Annotated in this window: 19 protein-coding genes; 9 read left to right on the top strand and 10 right to left on the bottom strand. The window is 70.3% G+C overall.

The window, feature by feature from the left end:
• The first annotated feature begins 26 nt into the window (after positions 1–26).
• On the top strand, positions 27–506 hold the full coding sequence (locus RTL41_RS16180) for an SRPBCC family protein (protein ID WP_312166112.1): 480 nt from the start codon (positions 27–29) through the stop codon (positions 504–506).
• 71 nt (positions 507–577) lie between these two features.
• Complete coding sequence (locus tag RTL41_RS16175) at positions 578–1,102, top strand: DUF1993 domain-containing protein (RefSeq protein WP_312166111.1); 525 nt, start codon at positions 578–580, stop codon at positions 1,100–1,102.
• A 186-nt stretch (positions 1,103–1,288) separates the two neighbouring features.
• On the opposite strand, the gene RTL41_RS16170 is transcribed toward RTL41_RS16175, so the two are convergent.
• The 3 genes from RTL41_RS16170 to RTL41_RS16160 form a co-directional block, all read right to left on the bottom strand.
• A complete protein-coding gene (locus RTL41_RS16170) occupies positions 1,289–1,792 on the bottom strand; it encodes an FKBP-type peptidyl-prolyl cis-trans isomerase (protein ID WP_312166110.1) in 504 nt (167 codons plus the stop codon).
• Positions 1,793–1,803: 11 nt separating this feature from the next.
• Positions 1,804–3,015, bottom strand: a complete 1,212-nt coding sequence (locus RTL41_RS16165) for a threonine ammonia-lyase (RefSeq protein ID WP_312166109.1) — start codon at positions 3,013–3,015, stop codon at positions 1,804–1,806.
• A gap of 74 nt (positions 3,016–3,089) precedes the next feature.
• Positions 3,090–3,494, bottom strand: a complete 405-nt coding sequence (locus RTL41_RS16160; RefSeq protein WP_312166108.1) for a MerR family transcriptional regulator — start codon at positions 3,492–3,494, stop codon at positions 3,090–3,092.
• Between the two features lie 74 nt (positions 3,495–3,568).
• Between RTL41_RS16160 and RTL41_RS16155 the strand changes: the two genes are divergently transcribed.
• Positions 3,569–4,582, top strand: a complete 1,014-nt coding sequence (locus tag RTL41_RS16155; protein ID WP_312166107.1) for an NADP-dependent oxidoreductase — start codon at positions 3,569–3,571, stop codon at positions 4,580–4,582.
• Between the two features lie 16 nt (positions 4,583–4,598).
• Here RTL41_RS16155 and RTL41_RS16150 read toward each other — a convergent pair whose 3' ends face one another.
• The 4 genes from RTL41_RS16150 to RTL41_RS16135 form a co-directional block, all read right to left on the bottom strand.
• Entirely contained in the window at positions 4,599–5,105 is a 507-nt protein-coding gene (locus RTL41_RS16150; protein ID WP_312166106.1) for a hypothetical protein, read from the bottom strand.
• Between the two features lie 58 nt (positions 5,106–5,163).
• A complete protein-coding gene (locus RTL41_RS16145; RefSeq protein ID WP_312166105.1) occupies positions 5,164–6,240 on the bottom strand; it encodes a GNAT family N-acetyltransferase in 1,077 nt (358 codons plus the stop codon).
• An 85-nt stretch (positions 6,241–6,325) separates the two neighbouring features.
• Positions 6,326–7,390, bottom strand: a complete 1,065-nt coding sequence (locus RTL41_RS16140) for a sugar phosphate nucleotidyltransferase (RefSeq protein WP_312166104.1) — start codon at positions 7,388–7,390, stop codon at positions 6,326–6,328.
• A 169-nt stretch (positions 7,391–7,559) separates the two neighbouring features.
• Positions 7,560–9,359, bottom strand: coding sequence for a dipeptide ABC transporter ATP-binding protein (locus RTL41_RS16135; RefSeq protein ID WP_312166103.1), 1,800 nt, complete (start codon positions 9,357–9,359; stop codon positions 7,560–7,562).
• Between the two features lie 115 nt (positions 9,360–9,474).
• Here RTL41_RS16135 and RTL41_RS16130 point away from each other — a divergent pair, with 115 nt between their 5' ends.
• Entirely contained in the window at positions 9,475–9,990 is a 516-nt protein-coding gene (locus tag RTL41_RS16130; protein ID WP_312166102.1) for an HAD family hydrolase, read from the top strand.
• A 313-nt stretch (positions 9,991–10,303) separates the two neighbouring features.
• Here the strand turns inward: RTL41_RS16130 and RTL41_RS16125 are convergent, their stop codons facing one another.
• Both RTL41_RS16125 and hisC read right to left on the bottom strand, forming a co-directional pair.
• Positions 10,304–10,582, bottom strand: coding sequence for a hypothetical protein (locus RTL41_RS16125; protein ID WP_312166101.1), 279 nt, complete (start codon positions 10,580–10,582; stop codon positions 10,304–10,306).
• 56 nt (positions 10,583–10,638) lie between these two features.
• Complete coding sequence (gene hisC / locus RTL41_RS16120; RefSeq protein WP_312166100.1) at positions 10,639–11,709, bottom strand: histidinol-phosphate transaminase; 1,071 nt, start codon at positions 11,707–11,709, stop codon at positions 10,639–10,641.
• A gap of 124 nt (positions 11,710–11,833) precedes the next feature.
• On the opposite strand from hisC, the gene RTL41_RS16115 reads away from it, so the two are divergent.
• A complete protein-coding gene (locus tag RTL41_RS16115) occupies positions 11,834–12,304 on the top strand; it encodes a GFA family protein (protein ID WP_312166099.1) in 471 nt (156 codons plus the stop codon).
• Positions 12,305–12,666: 362 nt separating this feature from the next.
• Here RTL41_RS16115 and rph read toward each other — a convergent pair whose 3' ends face one another.
• Positions 12,667–13,383 carry a ribonuclease PH gene (rph, locus tag RTL41_RS16110; RefSeq protein WP_312166098.1) on the bottom strand — a complete coding sequence of 239 codons (717 nt, stop codon included), beginning with the start codon at positions 13,381–13,383 and terminating at the stop codon, positions 12,667–12,669.
• A 101-nt stretch (positions 13,384–13,484) separates the two neighbouring features.
• Between rph and hrcA the strand changes: the two genes are divergently transcribed.
• The 4 genes from hrcA to RTL41_RS20900 all read left to right on the top strand — a co-directional run bounded on the left by hrcA (position 13,485) and on the right by RTL41_RS20900 (position 16,512).
• On the top strand, positions 13,485–14,552 hold the full coding sequence (gene hrcA / locus RTL41_RS16105; protein ID WP_312166097.1) for a heat-inducible transcriptional repressor HrcA: 1,068 nt from the start codon (positions 13,485–13,487) through the stop codon (positions 14,550–14,552).
• A gap of 11 nt (positions 14,553–14,563) precedes the next feature.
• Complete coding sequence (grpE, locus tag RTL41_RS16100) at positions 14,564–15,175, top strand: nucleotide exchange factor GrpE (protein WP_312166096.1); 612 nt, start codon at positions 14,564–14,566, stop codon at positions 15,173–15,175.
• Between the two features lie 90 nt (positions 15,176–15,265).
• Complete coding sequence (locus tag RTL41_RS16095; RefSeq protein ID WP_409418345.1) at positions 15,266–15,949, top strand: YoaK family protein; 684 nt, start codon at positions 15,266–15,268, stop codon at positions 15,947–15,949.
• Between the two features lie 110 nt (positions 15,950–16,059).
• Positions 16,060–16,512 (top strand): GFA family protein, encoded by a 453-nt coding sequence (locus tag RTL41_RS20900; protein ID WP_409418344.1) that lies wholly within the window; start codon positions 16,060–16,062, stop codon positions 16,510–16,512.
• Positions 16,513–16,578 lie beyond the last annotated feature (66 nt).

Here is a 16,578-nt window from a genome sequence, read left to right as displayed (position 1 = left end):
ATGGCCGCAGAACAAGGAGCAAGATCATGGATCTGACCTTCAAGGTGAGCGCCCGCATCGCCAGGCCGGTGGCCGAGGTGTTCGAGGCCGTCGTCGATCCGGCCCAACTGTCGCGCTATTTCACCACCGGCGGCGCCAAGGGCCGGCTGGAGACCGGCGCCACCGTCTACTGGGACTTCGCCGACTTCCCCGGCGCCTTCCCGGTCTGGGTGATCGAGGTGGTCCCCAACGAGAAGATCGTCTTCGAGTGGGAGGCCAACGACGGCCCGCCGGAGAACGCCGACAACCTGGTCACCCACGTCGGCTACAAGACCCAGGTCACCATGACCTTCGAGGGCCTGGACGACGGCCGCACCCTGGTCGCCATCGAGGAGCACGGCTGGAAGCAGACGCCGGTCGGCCTCAAGGCCTCCTACGGCAACTGCCAGGGCTGGACCCAGATGCAGTGCGCGCTGAAGGCCTGGCTCGAGCACGGGATCAACCTGCGCGAGGGCATGTTCAAGTAGGGAAGCAAAACCGCTGGCGTCAGCGCCTGCGCCGGAGGAGATTGCCCGCCCAAATCACATAAGGGCGGAACATGGCGATCTCACTCTACGATGTCAGCGTGGCTTCATTTCTCCAGACGGTAGGCGGCGTGGCCGGCTTCCTGGAACGCGGCCTGGCCCACTGCCAGGACAACGGGATCGACCCGCAGGACATCGTGACCTCGAAGATGTGCGAGGACATGTTCGACTTCCGCTTCCAGGTGATCTCGGTCGCCCACCACTCGCTGGGCGCCATCGAGGGCGTGAAGGCCGGCGTCTTCTCGCCCGGCGGCGACCAGAGCGCCCAGGACCTGCCGGCCCTGATCGCGCTGATCAAGGACGCGCACGCCAAGCTCTCGGCGATCAAGCCGGACGAGATCAACGCCTACGAAGGCAAGGACGTGTTCTTCGAATTCCGCGGCACGAAGATCCCGTTCGTCGCCGAAAACTTCCTGATGTCGTTCTCGCTGCCCAACCTGCACTTCCACGCCACCACCGCCTACGACCTGCTGCGTTCGCGCGGCGTGCCGATCGGCAAGCGCGACTACATGGGCGCGCTGCGGATGAAGCTGGGCTGAGGAAGCTCCCGACACGCGTGTCATCCCGGTTTCGGCCAAGGGCCGAAGACCGGGACCCATTCGCGCCTGGGCCCTGGGATGAGGCTGCGGACGAGCCGCCCCTCGATCCATCCGGTGTTCATGGGTCCCGGTCCTGCTTCGCAAACCGGGATGACACTCTTGCTTGAGCCGGCGCGCCGGCCGTCCCTACCCCCGCCCGATGCGCCCCGGCGCCGGCAGCACGTCGATCAGTTCGATGCGGAAGATCAGCACGCTGTTGGGCGGGATCTCGCCGCCGCCCGCGCCTTCCTCGCCATAGCCCTGGGCCGGCGGGACGTAGAGCGTCCACTCGTCGCCCGGCCGCATCAGTTGCAGGGCTTCCTTCCAGGCCGGGATCAGCGCCGGCAGCGGCATCGCCGCCGGGGCGCCGCGCTCGTAGGACGAGTCGAACACCTTGCCGTCCGTCAGCTTGCCTTCGTAGTGGACCTTCACCTCGTCGTTGGGACCGGGCTTCAGGCCGCCGGCGGGACCTGAGCGGACGATCTTGTACTGCACGCCCGAGGGCAGGGTCTGGACCCCCTCGGCCTTGCCGTTGGTCTCCATGAACGCCTGGGCCTCGGCGGCGGACTTGGCGAGGTCGGCGGGATCGGCGCCGCCGCGGCCGCAGGCGGCCAGCAGCAGGACGGCGAGGACGGGAAGAAGGCGCTTCATGTCGGCTGTTCCTAGACGGCGCGCGGCGGATAGCCGTGCTCGCGCAGGGCGTCCATGATTTCCTGGGTGTGCTGGGCGTCGCGGGTCTCGATCATGATGTCGAACTCCGCGCCCTTGGCCGGCACGTCCAGGGCCAGGCGGTTGTGCGCCACCTCGATGATGTTGGCCCCCATCTGGCCGATCACCGCCGAGACCGTGGCCAGCAGGCCCGGCCGGTCGTCGCCGATGATCCGCAGCGAGACCAGCCGCTGGTCGCGCACCAGCTCGCGGGTCAGCACCGAGGCCAGCAGCCGGGTGTCGATGTTGCCGCCGGTGATGATCAGCCCGACCTTCTTGCCCTTGAACTTGCCCGGATAGGCCAGCAGCGCCGCCAGCGAGGCCGCGCCCGCGCCCTCGACCACGGTCTTCTCGACGTTGCAGTACAGCGCCACCGCCCGCTCGAAGTGCGGCTCCTCGATCAGCAGCACGTCGTCGATCAGCGGCCGGGCGATGGCGTAGGAGAGGTCGCCCACCTGCTTGACCGCGATGCCCTCGGCGATGGTCGCCCCGCCGCCGGTGACGGTCGCCCCGTTCACGCCGCGCATCTTGGCGGTGAAGGACGGGTACATGGCCGGCTCGACCCCGATCACCTCGACCTTGGGGTTCAGCGACTTGGCCACCGTCGCGCAGCCGGCGATCAGCCCGCCGCCGCCGATCGGGATCGGCAGGGCTTCCAGGTCGGGCACGTCCTCGAACATCTCGAGCGCCACCGTCCCCTGGCCGGCCATCACCTGCAGGTCGTTGAACGGATGGATGAAGGCCAGGTCCTGCTCGTCGCGCAGCCGCATGGCGACCTGCGAGGCCTCGTCGTAATTGTCGCCGTCCAGCACCACCTGCGCGCCGTGGCCGCGGGTCTGCTGCACCTTCACGAACGGGGTCGAGCGCGGCATGACGATGGTCACCGGAATGCCCAGCCGCGCGGCGTGATAGGCCAGGCCCTGGCTGTGGTTGCCGGCCGAGGCGGCGATCACCCCGCGCCCGCGCTCGTTGTCCGACAGTTGCAGCAGGGTGTTGAGCGCCCCGCGCTCCTTGTAGGCGGCGGTGAACTGCAGGTTCTCGAACTTCACCCACACGTCGGCGCCGGTGATCTCCGACAGGGTCCGCGAATGGCGGCAGGGCGTGCGCTCGATGTGGCCTTTCAGCCGGCCGGCGGCGGCGCGGATGTCGTCGATGGAAAGCGTCATGTCGGAGCCGATGTGGGAGATGGGCCACGTCTAGCCGTGCAGGCCCCCAACGGCAATCACCGCTTGGCCGCGGCCTATTGCGCGGCCGCGAAATTCCGCAGGATCCGGTCGGCGTTCTCCTCGCAGGACAGCCCGTCGGGCCGCGCCTCGATGTCGGCGACCAGGTCCTCCAGCCGCCGCCGCGTTCGCGCCAGCCGCTTCTCCATCGCGCGGATGTCGGCGAGCTTCCCGCGCAGGGCGGCGACAAGGTCGCCGTGGCGCGGGGCCGCCGGATCGCTCGGCAACAGCCGACGGATCTCGTCCAGCGAGAAGCCGGCGTCCTGCGCGCTTGTGATGATGCTGAGCGCGGTCAGCGTATCGGCGGCGTAGGTCCGATAGCCGTTGGGCCGGCGCTCGGCGTTCAGCAGTCCTTGCGACTCGTAGAAACGGATGCGCGACGCCGACAGCCCCGTCTGTCTCGCGATCTCACCGATCAGCACGATCCCGGCCCTCCGCTGTTGACCTTCAACTTGACTTAAAGGTTAGAGCAGCCGTCGTCGAGAGGAGCATCCCCATGCGAGCCTATGTTCTCCAGCGGTACGGCGACGCCGGCAACGCGGTTCTGACGGACTTCCCCGCGCCCACGCCCGGTCCCCACGAGCTGCTCGTCGCCGTGCGCGCGGCGGGCCTGAACCCGGTCGACATCGGCTTCCGCAAAGGCCGGCTGCGCCCCCTCTATCGGTTGAAGCTCCCCATCGTCCTGGGCTGCGAGTTCGCGGGCGAGGTCGTGGCGGTCGGCGCTACGGTCACGCGCTTCTCGGTGGGCGATCGGGTGTATGCGCGGGTCGAGAAGGACCGTCCCGGCGCCTTCGCCGAACTGGCCGTCGTGAGCGAGGACTACGCCGCCCTGGCGCCGGCCGTGCTCGACCTCGAGACCGCCGCCGGGGTCCCGCTGGCCGCGCTCACCGCCCTGCAGGCGCTGCGCGACGAACTGCACGTCGCCGCCGGCCAGAAGGTCTTCATCTCCGGCGGCGCCGGGGGCGTGGGCACGTTCGCGATCCAGATCGCAAAGCTGCTGGGCGCCCACGTCACCACGACCGCCTCGCCGCGCGGCGAGGCGCTGGTCCGCGCCCTCGGGGCCGACGCGGTCATCGACTACACGAGCGACGACCTCTCGCGCCTGGACCGGGAGTTCGACGCCGGCCTCGACCTCGTCGGCGGCGCGACGCTGGAGCGGATGTTCCAGGTCGTGAAGCCGGGCGCCAAGGTCGTGTCGGTCGCTGCGGTTCCAGAGCCGCGCACGGCGATGCTCGACCTGGGCGGACGCAAGGGCCTGGCCGCCCTCTTCTGGCTGATCAGCCGCGGCGTCCGCCGCCAGGCCCGCGCGGCGGGCGTCGACTATCGCTACATGTTCATGCGGCCGAGCGGCGCGGACCTGGCCCAGCTCGCCCAGTGGATCGCCGACGGCCAGCTGCAGGTCGTCATCGACCGCACCTTCCCGTTCTCCAGGATTGCGGACGCCATGGCCTACCTCGAAGCCGGCCGGGCCAAGGGGAAGGTCGTGGTGTCGATGACCGCCGCCGGCTGACCCGGCCGAGTTCCGCCTACTTCACCGCCACCGCCAGCTTGAAGGTCCCGCCCTCGCCCCGGCGGGCGGTGGCGCGCGGCTGGAACGGCTTGATCAGATAGACCCCGGCCTTCTCCGCGGTGACGCTGGCCTGGGGACCATCGACCTCGCCGCGGTGCACGGCCGCGCCGCTGGTGTCGGCCGCATCCGCCACATTGACGTAGAGGTTGGCGTTCGAGGGCTCGAAGGTCACGCTCAAGGTCTGCCCGGCGGCGACCGGCACGGCGTAGACCGGCGCCTTGTAGCCCTTGACCTCGCCGCTGGCGCTGGCCGCGCCGGCCGCATCGAGGCTCACGACCTCCAGCGTCTCGTCGGGCGTCAGCAGCGCCTGCAGCGCCGCCGGGTCGAGCGCCGGCGCGGCCGCGACCGGCGCCGGGGCTTCGGCCGGGGCGTCGGCGGGCTTGGCCGCCTGCTGGCCGCATCCGGCCAGGGCCAGGGCCGCGGCGGCGGCCAGGGTCAGACGCCGTCCGATGGTGGAGGTCATCGCATGCTCCTTCTGGTCGCCGGAGCATTGGGCAGGGGCCCGGCGGTGTAAAGCGCGCTCAGCGCAACCCGCGCCAGACGTCCATCCGCCGCATGGCCTTGCCGGGCAGATCCGAGGCCCGGCCCAGCGGCAGCGCTTCGGCCGCCCGCCGCACGCCATAGGCCGCCCCCCGCGCCAGCGCCGCCGGCGAGGGCAGGCCGACGAAGCCGTCGTTCACCCACAGCCCGTCATTGGCCAGCTCGCGCTTGAACCGGTAGTCGCCGGCCCCCAGGTCCAGCCGGCAATAGGGCGTCTCGTCCATCCAGCGCAGGATGTCCTGGAACAGCAGGATGCCGGGCGAATAGCGCTCGAACTCCGGATCGTGGGCGATCAGCCAGCCGTGGATCGTCCGGCGCCCGTGCAGGTGCAGGTGCGCCGCCGCCAGCCGGTCGCCGAAATGCAGGGTGAACAGCACCGCCCCGAAATCGGGATCGCGGCTCTGGAACAGGTCGCGCAGCAGCCCCCGCGTCCACTCGGTCTGGAAGATGTCGGTCTGGCCGGTCGCCTTGTACTGGGCGCTCTTCCAGGCCAGCAGCCGGTCGAAGTCGGTCCGCGAGCGCGAAAACGCCCCGAACGTCGCCTCGCCGACCTCGCGCTCGACCTTGCGGCGCTTCTTGTCGCTGTCCTTCAGGATCGACTTGCCCGCCGCCCGGCGCTCGGCCTCATAGGCGGCGTAGCCGTTCCGCACGTCGACCACGTGCGACAGCACCCGGCCGCGCGCATGGGCGGCGAAGCTCGCCTGGCTTTCCAGCATGTGGGTGAAGTCCAGCCGGTGCACGCCCAGGGCCTGGACCAGCGCCTTGGGATCGACCTGCACGCCGGGCTCGGCGACCAGGGCCTGATAGTCGCACATCGGCGCCCCGACCGGGATGGCGGTATAGGCGCCGACCCGGGCCGGGAAATATCCCACCTCGCGGCCGTCCTGCTTCAGCACCGCCACCTCGATCGCCCGGCGGCCGCCGCTCTGGGCGCGATCGACCGCGCGCGTCCATTGCGGCGAGAGGAACGGAGAATCCAGCACCCCGGTCTGCAACTGCGCCCAGCGCTCCAGGCTGGCCGGCGTCAGATCCTGCGGGCGAACAACGTCGATTTCCACGGGCGCGATCCTGGCGGCGCGTCAGGCGCCGAACTCGCGCGCACCATAGCCAGCAAGTCTTTCCCGGAGGTTGCCGCAACTCAAACTAGAGCAACTCGCCTCGCCCCCTGGCCTTCAGCGCCTCGACCCCGGCCCCCACCGCGGCGGGGGCGTCGCGGCGGGTGACCAGCACCACCCCGTTCTCGACCACCACCACCAGGTCCTCGACCCCGGCCAGCACCACCACCGGCCCGTCGGTCCGCGCCAGGCAGTCCTTCGTCTCCACGGCGACCACCTCGCCTTCCAGCGCGTCGCCGGACGCGGTCTTCGCCGACAGCTCCCACAGCGCCCCCCAGTTGCCGACGTCGGCCCAGCCGATGTCGGCCTCGACCACGCTGGCCCTGTCGGTCTTCTCCATCACCGCCACGTCGATGGCGATGCTGGGCGCGGCCAGGAACGCCTCCGACAGCGCCACCACGTCGCCGCTCCGCGCCGCCCCGGCCACCGCCGCCTGCGCCGCCGCCGCCACCTCCGGCGCCAGCCGCTGCGCCTCGGCGACGAACGCCCCGGCCTTGAACAGGAACATCCCCCCGTTCCAGGTGAAGTTCGGATCGGCCACGAACTGCCGGGCGGTGGCCAGGTCGGGCTTCTCGACGAAGCGCGCCACCTTGCGCACCGCGCCCTGCCCCTTGGCCTGGATATAGCCGTAGAGCGTCGAGGGGCCGGTGGGCTTGAGGCCCAGCAGCACGATCTCGCCGGCCTCCGCCGCCGCCCGCCCGGCCGCGATGGCGCCGTGCAGCGCCGCCACGTCGGCCACCAGGTTGTCGGCGTGCATCAGCACCATCAGCGCCTGCGGGTCGATTTCCGCCCCATAGGCCGCCGCCGCCACCGAGGCCGGGGCGGTGTTGCGCGGGGCCGGCTCGGTGATCAGCGCCGCCGGCGTGATCCCCACCTCCCGAAGCTGGCTGCGCGCCAGGTCCGCATGCGCCGCGGCGCAGACCACCACCGGGGCCGCGAACCCCTCGCCGGCCAGCCGCAGGGCGGTGTCCTGGATCAGGCTGTGCTCGCCGCCCAGCCGGTGGAACTGCTTGGGCCGCCCCGAGCGCGATAACGGCCAAAGCCGCGTCCCCGCACCGCCCGACATCAGGACGGGAATGATCTGGGTGGTCATGCCGGAAATCCCAGAACGCAAACGCAGGGATGCTCCCCCGCTGGGGGAGCTGTCAGCCGAATGGCTGACTGAGGGGGACTTTGACTCAGCAGCCTGAGAGCAGTCCCCCTCCGTCGCGCTTCGCACGCCACCTCCCCCAAGGGGGGAGGATCTACTTTCACGACGCCGCTCATGCCGGGTCGTACTCGCTGACCAGGTGGCCAGGCGCGACCTCCTTCAGTTGCGGGACATAGACCGGCCCCTCGGCGCTCAGCTTGGACGGCAGGAACCGCAGGGCGCTCCTCGGGTCCATCGGCGAGGGCGGCTCGCCGGTCAGCTTGATCCGCTGGCGGCTGCGTTCGGCCGCCGGGTCGGGGATCGGCGCGGCCGACAGCAGCGCCTTGGTGTAGGGATGCCGCGGGTCGGCGTAGAGCTGCTCGCGGCTGGCCTCCTCCATCACCCGGCCCAGATAGAGCACCATCACCCGATGGCTGATCTCGCGCACCACCGCCAGGTCGTGGCTGATGAAGATCATCGCCATGCCCATCTGCTTCTGCAGCTCGATCAGCAGGTCGATGATCTGGGCGCGGATCGACACGTCCAGCGCCGAGACCGCCTCGTCGCAGATCACCAGCCTGGGCTCCAGGATCATCGCCCGGGCGATGCCGACCCGCTGGTTCTGGCCGCCCGACAGCTCGTGCGGATAGCGGTTGATCAGCCCCGTCGACAGCCCCGCCCGTTCCATCATCGCCCGCACCTGGGTCTCGCGCGCCGCGCCCTTCAGCTCGGGGCGGAACACCGCCAGCGGCTCGGCGATGGAATCGCCGATGGTCATGCGCGGATCGAGGCTGGCCAGCGGGTCCTGGAAGACGATCTGCAGGTCGCGGCGCGCGGCGCGCATCGACTCGCGGTCGGCATGGGTGATGTCGCGGCCGAGCACGGTCACCGCGCCCTGGGTGGGCGGGATCAGGTTCAGCACCGCCCGCGACAGGGTGGACTTGCCGCAGCCGCTCTCGCCGACCACGCCCAGGGTCTCGCCCTGGCGCACCTGGAACGAGACGCCGTCGACCGCCCGCAGCGCCGCCCTGGCCCCGAACACGCCCTCGCGCACCGGGAAATGGACCTTGATGTCCTTGCCCTCGACCACCACCGGCGCGTCCGCCGCCACCGGGTCCAGGGTCGGACGCCCGCCGCGGTCGTCGCGGTCCAGCCGCGGGATCGCCGCCAGCAGCGCCTGGGTGTAGGGGTCCTTCGGCGCGGCGAACAGGGCCCTCGCCTCGCCCTCCTCGACATAGGCGCCGTTCTTCATCACGCAGACCCGGTCGGCCAGCCGCGCGATCACCCCCATGTCGTGGGTGATCAGCACCATCGCCGCGCCGGTCTCGCGGCCCAGCTCGGCCATCAGGTCCAGGATCTCGGCCTGCACGGTCACGTCCAGCGCCGTGGTCGGCTCGTCGGCGATCAGCAGTTGCGGCGAGCAGGCCATGGCCGCGGCGATCATCACCCGCTGGCGCATGCCCCCCGACAGCTCGTGCGGATACTGCTCCATCCGCCGCTCAGCCTCGGGGATGCGCACGTGCTTCAGCCACTGGCGCGCCTGGATGCGGGCCGCGGAGTCGCTCATGCCCAGGTGCAGCCGCAGCGGCTCGGCGATCTGCTCGCCGATGCGCACGTGCGGCGTCAGCGCGGTCAGCGGGTCCTGGAAGATCATGGTCATCTTCGAGCCGCGGATCCTGTTCAGCGCCCGGGGCTTCAGCCCCAGCAGCTCCTGACCCTTGAAGCGGATCGAGCCGCTCGCCTTGCCGTTGGCGGCCAGCAGGCCCATGGCCGCCATGAAGGTCTGGCTCTTGCCCGAGCCGCTCTCGCCGACCACGCCCAGCACCTCGCCGCGCGCCACGTTCAGCGAGACGCCGCGCACGGCGCTGACGATCCCGTCGTGGGTTTTGAAGTCGATCTTCAGATCGTCGATGGAAAGGACTGGCTCGGCCAACTCGACCTCGGGTCAGAAACAGGCGCCGACCATAGACTGGTGCGCGGCCATGGCGAAACCACGCGCAGGGCCCCAAGTCTTTGGCTATAGAATGGCGAACCGTGAGCCCGCCCCGATGAGTATCCTCCGCCCCGCCCTGTTCCTCGACCGCGACGGCGTCCTGAACGAAGACCCCGGCTACGTGCACCGCTGGGAGGACTTCCACTGGATCTCCGGCGCCCGCGAAGCCGTCGCCGCCTTCAACCAGGCCGGCTGGTGGGTGTTCGTGGTGACCAACCAGTCGGGGGTCGGCCGCGGCTACTACGCCGAGGACGACGTCGTCGCCCTGCACGCCAGGATGAGCGAGAGCCTGGCCGAGATCGGCGCCCGCATCGACGCCTACTACTACTGCCCGCAACATCCGCTGGCCCAGGTCGAGGTCTATCGCCATCCCGACCCGCCCGACCGCAAGCCCAATCCCGGCATGATCCTGCGCGCCCTGGCCGAATGGCCGGTCGACCTCGCCCGCTCGGTGATGGTCGGCGACAAGGACTCCGACCTCCAGGCCGCCGCCCGCGCCGGCGTCCGCGCCCTGCACTTCACCGGCGGCGACCTGGCCGAGTTCCTGAAGGGCGAAATCGCCCCGGCCTAGCAAGGCTACAGGGGTGCAGTTGAGCTTTTGGGGCGGGGCCGCGCCTCATTCGTCAAGCCCGGCGCGAACGGGTCCCGGACAAGCCCTGCGGGCTTTCCGGGATGACACGGGGAGCACGCCCGCGACGAAGGCGACAACCGCGCCAAAGGCGCACTCCACCCCTCGCACCACGCCATCCACCCGCCACGGCGCCTTCGTGCTCTTAGTGTCCTTCGTGGTCTTGGTGTTTCAAAATCCACCAAGCAGCTTGCGCCAACCGCCACCGGAGGAAAAACAGGCGTCATCCCGGATCGCCCAGCAAAGGGCGCCAACCCTAGATCCCCCGCCGGCGCCGCAGCAGCGCCCCCAGCCAGACGATGATCGCCACGTTCGCGCCCATGCCGATGGCCAGCAGGGCCGCGCCGGTCCAGGCGCCCAGGTCCTTCAGAAAGGGCAGGCCCAGGCTCCAGGGCATGGCCAGGAGGATCGCCAGCACCGCCGCCAGCGGATCGGCCTCCAGGCCGAACCAGCCCCGGGCGCTGATCGGGATCAGGGCCAGGGCCGCGACGCAGAGCAGCGCGTAGATCCCCGCGACGACCCGGCTCAGCCTCATCCGGTCGCGCCGATGGCCGTGCCCGTTCTCCATCCGATCAAGCTTGTCGGACTTCCTCAGCCAGGTCCACCGCCCAGCACCTCGTCCAGCGCCTCCAGCAGCCGGTCGGTCTGGGCCGGGGTCCCCACCGTGATGCGCAGATGGTCGGCGGTCCGCGGGGCCGCGAAATGGCGCACGATCACCGCCCGCTCGCGCAGCGCCGCGGCCAGGTCCGCCCCGCCGCGCGATCCGTGGCGCGCGAACACGAAGTTGGCGCTGGACGGCGACGCCGTGAAGCCGCGCGCCTCCAGCCCCGCCGTCAGCCGGCCGCGCTCGGCGATCACCGCTTCCCGCGAGGCCTGGAAGAACGCTTCGTCCTCGATCGAGGCGATGGCCCCGGCCTGGGCCGGGCGCCCCAGCGGGTACGAATTGAAGCTGTCCTTCACCCGCGTCAGCCCCTCGATCAGGGCCGCGTCTCCGATCGCATAGCCGACCCGCAGGCCGGCCAGGGCCCGCGATTTCGACATGGTCTGCACCACCAGCAGGTTGGGGTGCTCTGCGACCAGCGGGATCGCCGTCTGGGCGCCGAAGTCGACATAGGCCTCGTCGATCACCACCGGCGCCTCGGGATGCTCGTCCAGCAACTGCCTGATCTGCGCGCGGCTCAGGGCCACCCCGGTCGGGGCGTTGGGGTTGGGCAGGATGATCGCGCCCGCCGGGCGCCGGTAGTCCTCGATCCGCACCGCCATCGCGCCGTCCAGCGGCACGGTCTCATAGGCGACCCCGAACAGCCGGCAATAGACCGGATAGAAGCTGTAGGTGATGTCGGGGAACAGCAGCGGCGCCTCGTGCTTCAGCAGCGCGGCGAACGCATGGGCCAGCACCTCGTCCGAGCCGTTGCCGACGAACACCTGCTCGGGCGCGACGCCGTGATAGCGCGCCAGGGTCTCGCGCAGCGCCCGCGCCTCCGGGTCCGGATAGAGCCGCAGCGTGTCGGCCGCCTCCGCCGCGATCGCCGCCATGGCTTTCGGCGAGGGCCCGGTCGGGCTCTCGTTGGTGTTCAGCTTGACCAGGTCCGCCATCCGCGGCTGCTCGCCGGGCGTATAGGGCTTGAGCTGGTGGGTCAGGTCGCTCCAGAAGCGGCTCATGTCTGGTCTCGCATTTAGGCTGGCGCTTCTAAGCAAGCCCGCCGCCGCGAAGTCCAGCCGCTTGATCGCGTTGGAGGCCGCCCTCGCGCCGCGCTAGGCTCGCGTCCGAAGTCGAGGGTCCCGAATGTCCGACGCCAAACGCTCCGCCATCCAGTCGATCGGCCAGTGCGCCTGCGGCGCCGTGCGGCTGGAGATCGACGTCCCGGCCGTCTGGGCCTGGCACGACCATTCCCAGGCCGGCCGCCGCGCCCACGGCGGCGCCTACGCCACCTATGTCGGCTCCTGGCGCAGCCGCTTCCGACTGCTCGACGGCGAGGAGCACCTGACCCGCTACGAGGACCCGGACACCGGCGCGGCCCGCAGCTTCTGCGCCCGCTGCGGCACGCCGATGCTCTATGAGCGGCCGCGCTCGCCGAAGATGGTCAACATCCCCCGCGGCGTGTTCGAGACCCGCACCGGCCGCGAGCCGCGCTACCACCTCGCCCTGCACGAGAAGGCCGACTGGATCTACGAGGGCGCCGCCCTCTCGCCGCTCAAGGGCTATCCCGGCGTCATGCGCGAACGGCCCCGGCGCAAGCCCGAGCGTGACCTTTAGGCATCACCCGGAAGGACATGCCCCAAATTTTGCTTCACTAGGCAAGATTCAGCCCCAAGCCTCTTGCATAGTCGCCAAGACCTCCCTAGATGCACCGCAACATTTGCTGCGCCGCACAAAAAAGGAGATGGGCATGGCTAACGCTATCGAACGCGTCATCGACTGGATGCTGGGCCCCTTCGCCCGCGAGCTCGCGCGCATGCCGGCATCGTCGTTCCGCTATCTGCTGAACGGCTTCTAGACGACAAGCGGCCCCTCCTCCCCCCAGCCGCCCGTCTAGTCCACGAGACCCCGCCCCGCCCTCCCCGGGGCGGGGTCTTTTGTTTTTGGGGCCGGAAAGCGGGACGACGCGTTGAAGCGCCCTACTTCGCCGTCGCCGCGCGCTGGGCTTCGCACAGCTCGCCGATGCCCTTGCGGGCCAGGCTGAACAGCGCCTCGAACTCGTCCTGGGTGAAGCCGCGCTTCTCGCCGGTGGCCTGGATCTCGACGATGTCGCCCTTGCCGGTCAGCACGAAGTTGGCGTCGGCCTCGGCGTTGGAGTCCTCTTCGTACTCCAGGTCCAGCACCGGGGTGTTGTCGTAGACGCCGCAGGAGACCGCCGCGACCTGGTCGAGGATCGGGTCCTTGGCGATCACGCCCTCGTCCAGCAGGTATTGCGTGGCCATGCGCAGCGCCACCCAGGCGCCGGTGATCGCTGCGGTGCGGGTGCCGCCGTCGGCCTGGATCACGTCGCAGTCGATGGAGATCTGCCGCTCGCCCAGCGCCGCGGGATCGACCACCGCGCGCATCGAGCGGCCGATCAGCCGCTGGATCTCCTGGGTGCGGCCCGACTGCTTGCCTTCCGAGGCCTCGCGGCGGCCGCGGGTGTGGGTCGCGCGCGGCAGCATGCCGTACTCGGCCGTCACCCAGCCCACGCCGCGGCCGCGCATGAAGCCGGGCACCCGCTCCTCGACGCTGGCGGTGACCAGCACCTTGGTGTGGCCGAAGCTGACGAGGCACGAGCCCTCGGCGTAGCGGTTGACCCCGGTCTCCAGGGTCACGGTGCGGAGCATGTCGGGCGTGCGGTCGGAGGGGCGCATGGGGCGGTCCTGGGAAACTATGGGGTCTGGCGTCTTGCGTCGGGCGGCTTATCCTAGATGAAAGAGGTTCCGTCCATGGCCCAGACCGAGCACCGCCGCCCGTGGTGACCCCGTTGCTTTCCCCCGGGCCTTCGCTCGCCGAACTCGACGAGCGCGCCCGCGAGATCTTCCGCCGGGTGGTCGAGGGCTATCTGGAGACCGGCGAGCCGGTCGGCTCGCGCACGCTCTCCAAGGGCGGGGTCCACCTTTCCCCCGCCTCGATCCGCAACACCATGCAGGACCTGACCCAGCTCGGCCTGCTGGGCGCGCCGCACATCAGCGCCGGCCGGGTGCCGACCCATGCCGGCCTGCGGCTGTTCGTCGACGGCCTGCTGGAGGTGGGCGACGTCTCCGAGGACGACCGCAAGTCGATCGAGGCCCGGCTCTCGGCCAAGGGCCACAATTTCGAGGAGGCGCTGAACGAGGCCTCGGCCATCCTCTCGGGGCTGGCCGGCGGGGCCGGCATCGTCGTCACCCCGGTGCGCGACGCCGGCGTCAAGCACGTCGAGTTCGTCGCCCTTTCGGCCGACCAGGCCCTGGCGGTGATGGTCTTCGAGGACGGGGTGGTCGAGAACCGCCTGATGCGCCTGGCCGCCGGCGTCACCCCCTCCTCGCTGCAGGAGGCGTCCAACTTCATGAACGCGCGGCTGCGCGGCCGCACCCTGGGCGAGGCCGGACTGGAGATCCGCCGCGAGCTGGACGACGCCCGCCGCCAGCTCAACGAGACCGCCGCGCGGCTGGTCGAGGACGGCATGGCCGCCTGGGGCGGCGGCGAGGGGGCCGAGCGGGCGCTGATCGTGCGCGGCCGCGCCAACCTGCTGGCCGACCGCGAAACCCTCGACGACCTCGAGCGCGTGCGGATGCTGTTCGACGACCTCGAACAAAAGGAACAGTTGATCGGTTTGCTGGACGACGTGCGGGACGCCCAGGGCGTGCGCATCTATATCGGCGCCGAAACGCGACTCTTTTCCCTTTCGGGTTCCGCCGTCATCGCCGCGCCCTATATGACGGGCCGGCAGAAGGTGCTGGGCGCGATCGGGGTGATCGGTCCGGCCCGCCTAAACTATGCCCGGGTCATCCCGCTGGTGGACTATACCGCCCGCGTCCTGTCCCAGGTGACGAACTCGTAGAGGATTACAAGATGTCCGACGATCAAACGCCGGCCGAAGAATTCAACGAAGTCGCGGACGCCGCGGCCGAAGAGCTGATCGCCCTGCGCGCCGAGAACCAGGCCCTGAAGGACCAGGTGCTGCGGGTCGCCGCCGACGCCGAGAACGCCAAGCGCCGCGCCGAGCGCGAGGCCAACGACGCGCGCGCCTACGCCATCCAGAAGTTCGGCCGCGACCTGCTGGCCGTCGCCGACACCCTCGACCGCGCCCTGGCCGCGCCGGTCGACGATCCGGCCGTGAAGAATTTCGTGATCGGCATGGAGATGACCCAGAAGTCGCTGATCGGCGCCTTCGAGAGCAATGGCCTCAAGAAGATCGACCCGCCCAAGGGCGAGAAGTTCGATCCCCACCAGCACCAGGCGATGATGGAACAGCCCTCGGCCGACGTCCCCGCCGGCGGCGTCATCCAGGTGCTGCAGCCGGGCTATGAGCTGCTCGGCCGCCTGATCCGCCCGGCCATGGTCGTGGTCGCCGCCAAGGGCTCGGGCGCCGAGGCGCCCGCCGCCGATCCGGCCCCGTCCGGCGCCAACCCCTACGCCGTGGGCGACGGCGAATCCGGCGGCTCGGTCGACACCAAGGCCTAGCGCAGCCTTCGCCGGAGCGGACGCCGGTTCGGCGAATAAAACACCGTAAATTCAAAGAGTCCTGAGCGCGATCCGCTTCCACCGGAACGGATCGCGCCCTGGCGCCGGGTTCAAGGAGAGGGCGCTCTGAAACGTCTCGATGGTCAAGTCCGGCTGCTGGCTTCGGGCTTTTCGGCCGTGGCCGGTTTCGTCGACGCCGTGGGGTTCCTGATCACCGGCGGCTTCTTCGTCTCCTTCATGAGCGGCAACTCCACCCGGCTCGCCGTCGGGCTCACCGACCGCGAGCCCTATGCGCTCTTCGCGCTCGGCCTGATCGTCGCCTTCGTGGCCGGGGTGTCGGCCGGGGCGCTGCTCGGACGCCGGGCCGGCCCGCGCCGCGCGCCGACGGTCCTGACCCTCGTCGCCCTGTGCCTGGCCGCCGCCGCGACCCTGGCCTCGCTCGAGGCCGCGCCCTTGGCGATCCTGGCGCTCGCCTTCGCCATGGGGGCCGAGAACACCGTCTTCGCCCAGGACGGCGAGGTCCGCATCGGCCTGACCTACATGACCGGCGCCCTCGTCAAGCTCGGCAAGGGGATCACCGCCGCCCTGCTCGGCGAGGACCGCTTCGCCTGGGCCCCGTACCTGCTGCTGTGGCTGGGCCTGGTGCTCGGCGCGGCGCTGGGCGCGCTGGCCTTCCGCTATTTCGGCGTCGGCGCCCTGTGGATCGGCGCGGCGATCATGGCCACGCTCGCCGCCGTCGCCGCCCGCCTCGACCTCACCCCCGCGGCGGCCTGACCGGCGGGCGCGTCGAACCATCGCCCCGGAAGCCGACGCTCAAGGTCTGCGCGGGGTGGAATGCGGACGTAGCATGACGCTACGATCAGGCTTCCGCTGCCGCCTCCGTGATGTTGGCGGCCGCCGGGATCAGGGGGAATGCCATGACCGTTCGAACAGCGCGATGTGCGTGTCAGGCGTGCGAAGTCGAGGTTGAGGGCGAGCCGGTCAGCAGCGGGCTCTGTAGCTGCGACAATTGCAAACGGCGTACGGGCGCGCCGTTCGGATGGTCGGTCTACTTCCACGATGAACAGGTCAGTCGGGTGGAAGGTCCGCTGGCGATCCTCGAGGGTTTCGGCAAACGCTGGTTCTGCTCAAGGTGCGGTTCAACGATCTATTGGAGGTCGTTCGGAGCATGGAGGCCCGGCCAGACAGGATTTGCTGGAGGCTGCTTCGCCGATCCGACGCTGCCGGTTCCCACCATCGCAGTACGGTGCGCGCAAGGCATGCCGTGGATGGCATACCCCGACGGCTGCGCAGTGTTCGATGACATGCCGCCTCTCGCTCCCCCCTCTGGTTCGTGAGTGTCCGCCCAGGCAGTATTTCTCGATGCGTTCACTTTGGACCCACCAACTGAATGCCGTGTCGGT

It is taken from the genome of Phenylobacterium sp., assembly GCF_031984885.1.
In the GTDB taxonomy this organism is placed as follows: domain Bacteria; phylum Pseudomonadota; class Alphaproteobacteria; order Caulobacterales; family Caulobacteraceae; genus Phenylobacterium.
This window is presented reverse-complemented; position numbering and strand designations above follow the sequence as displayed.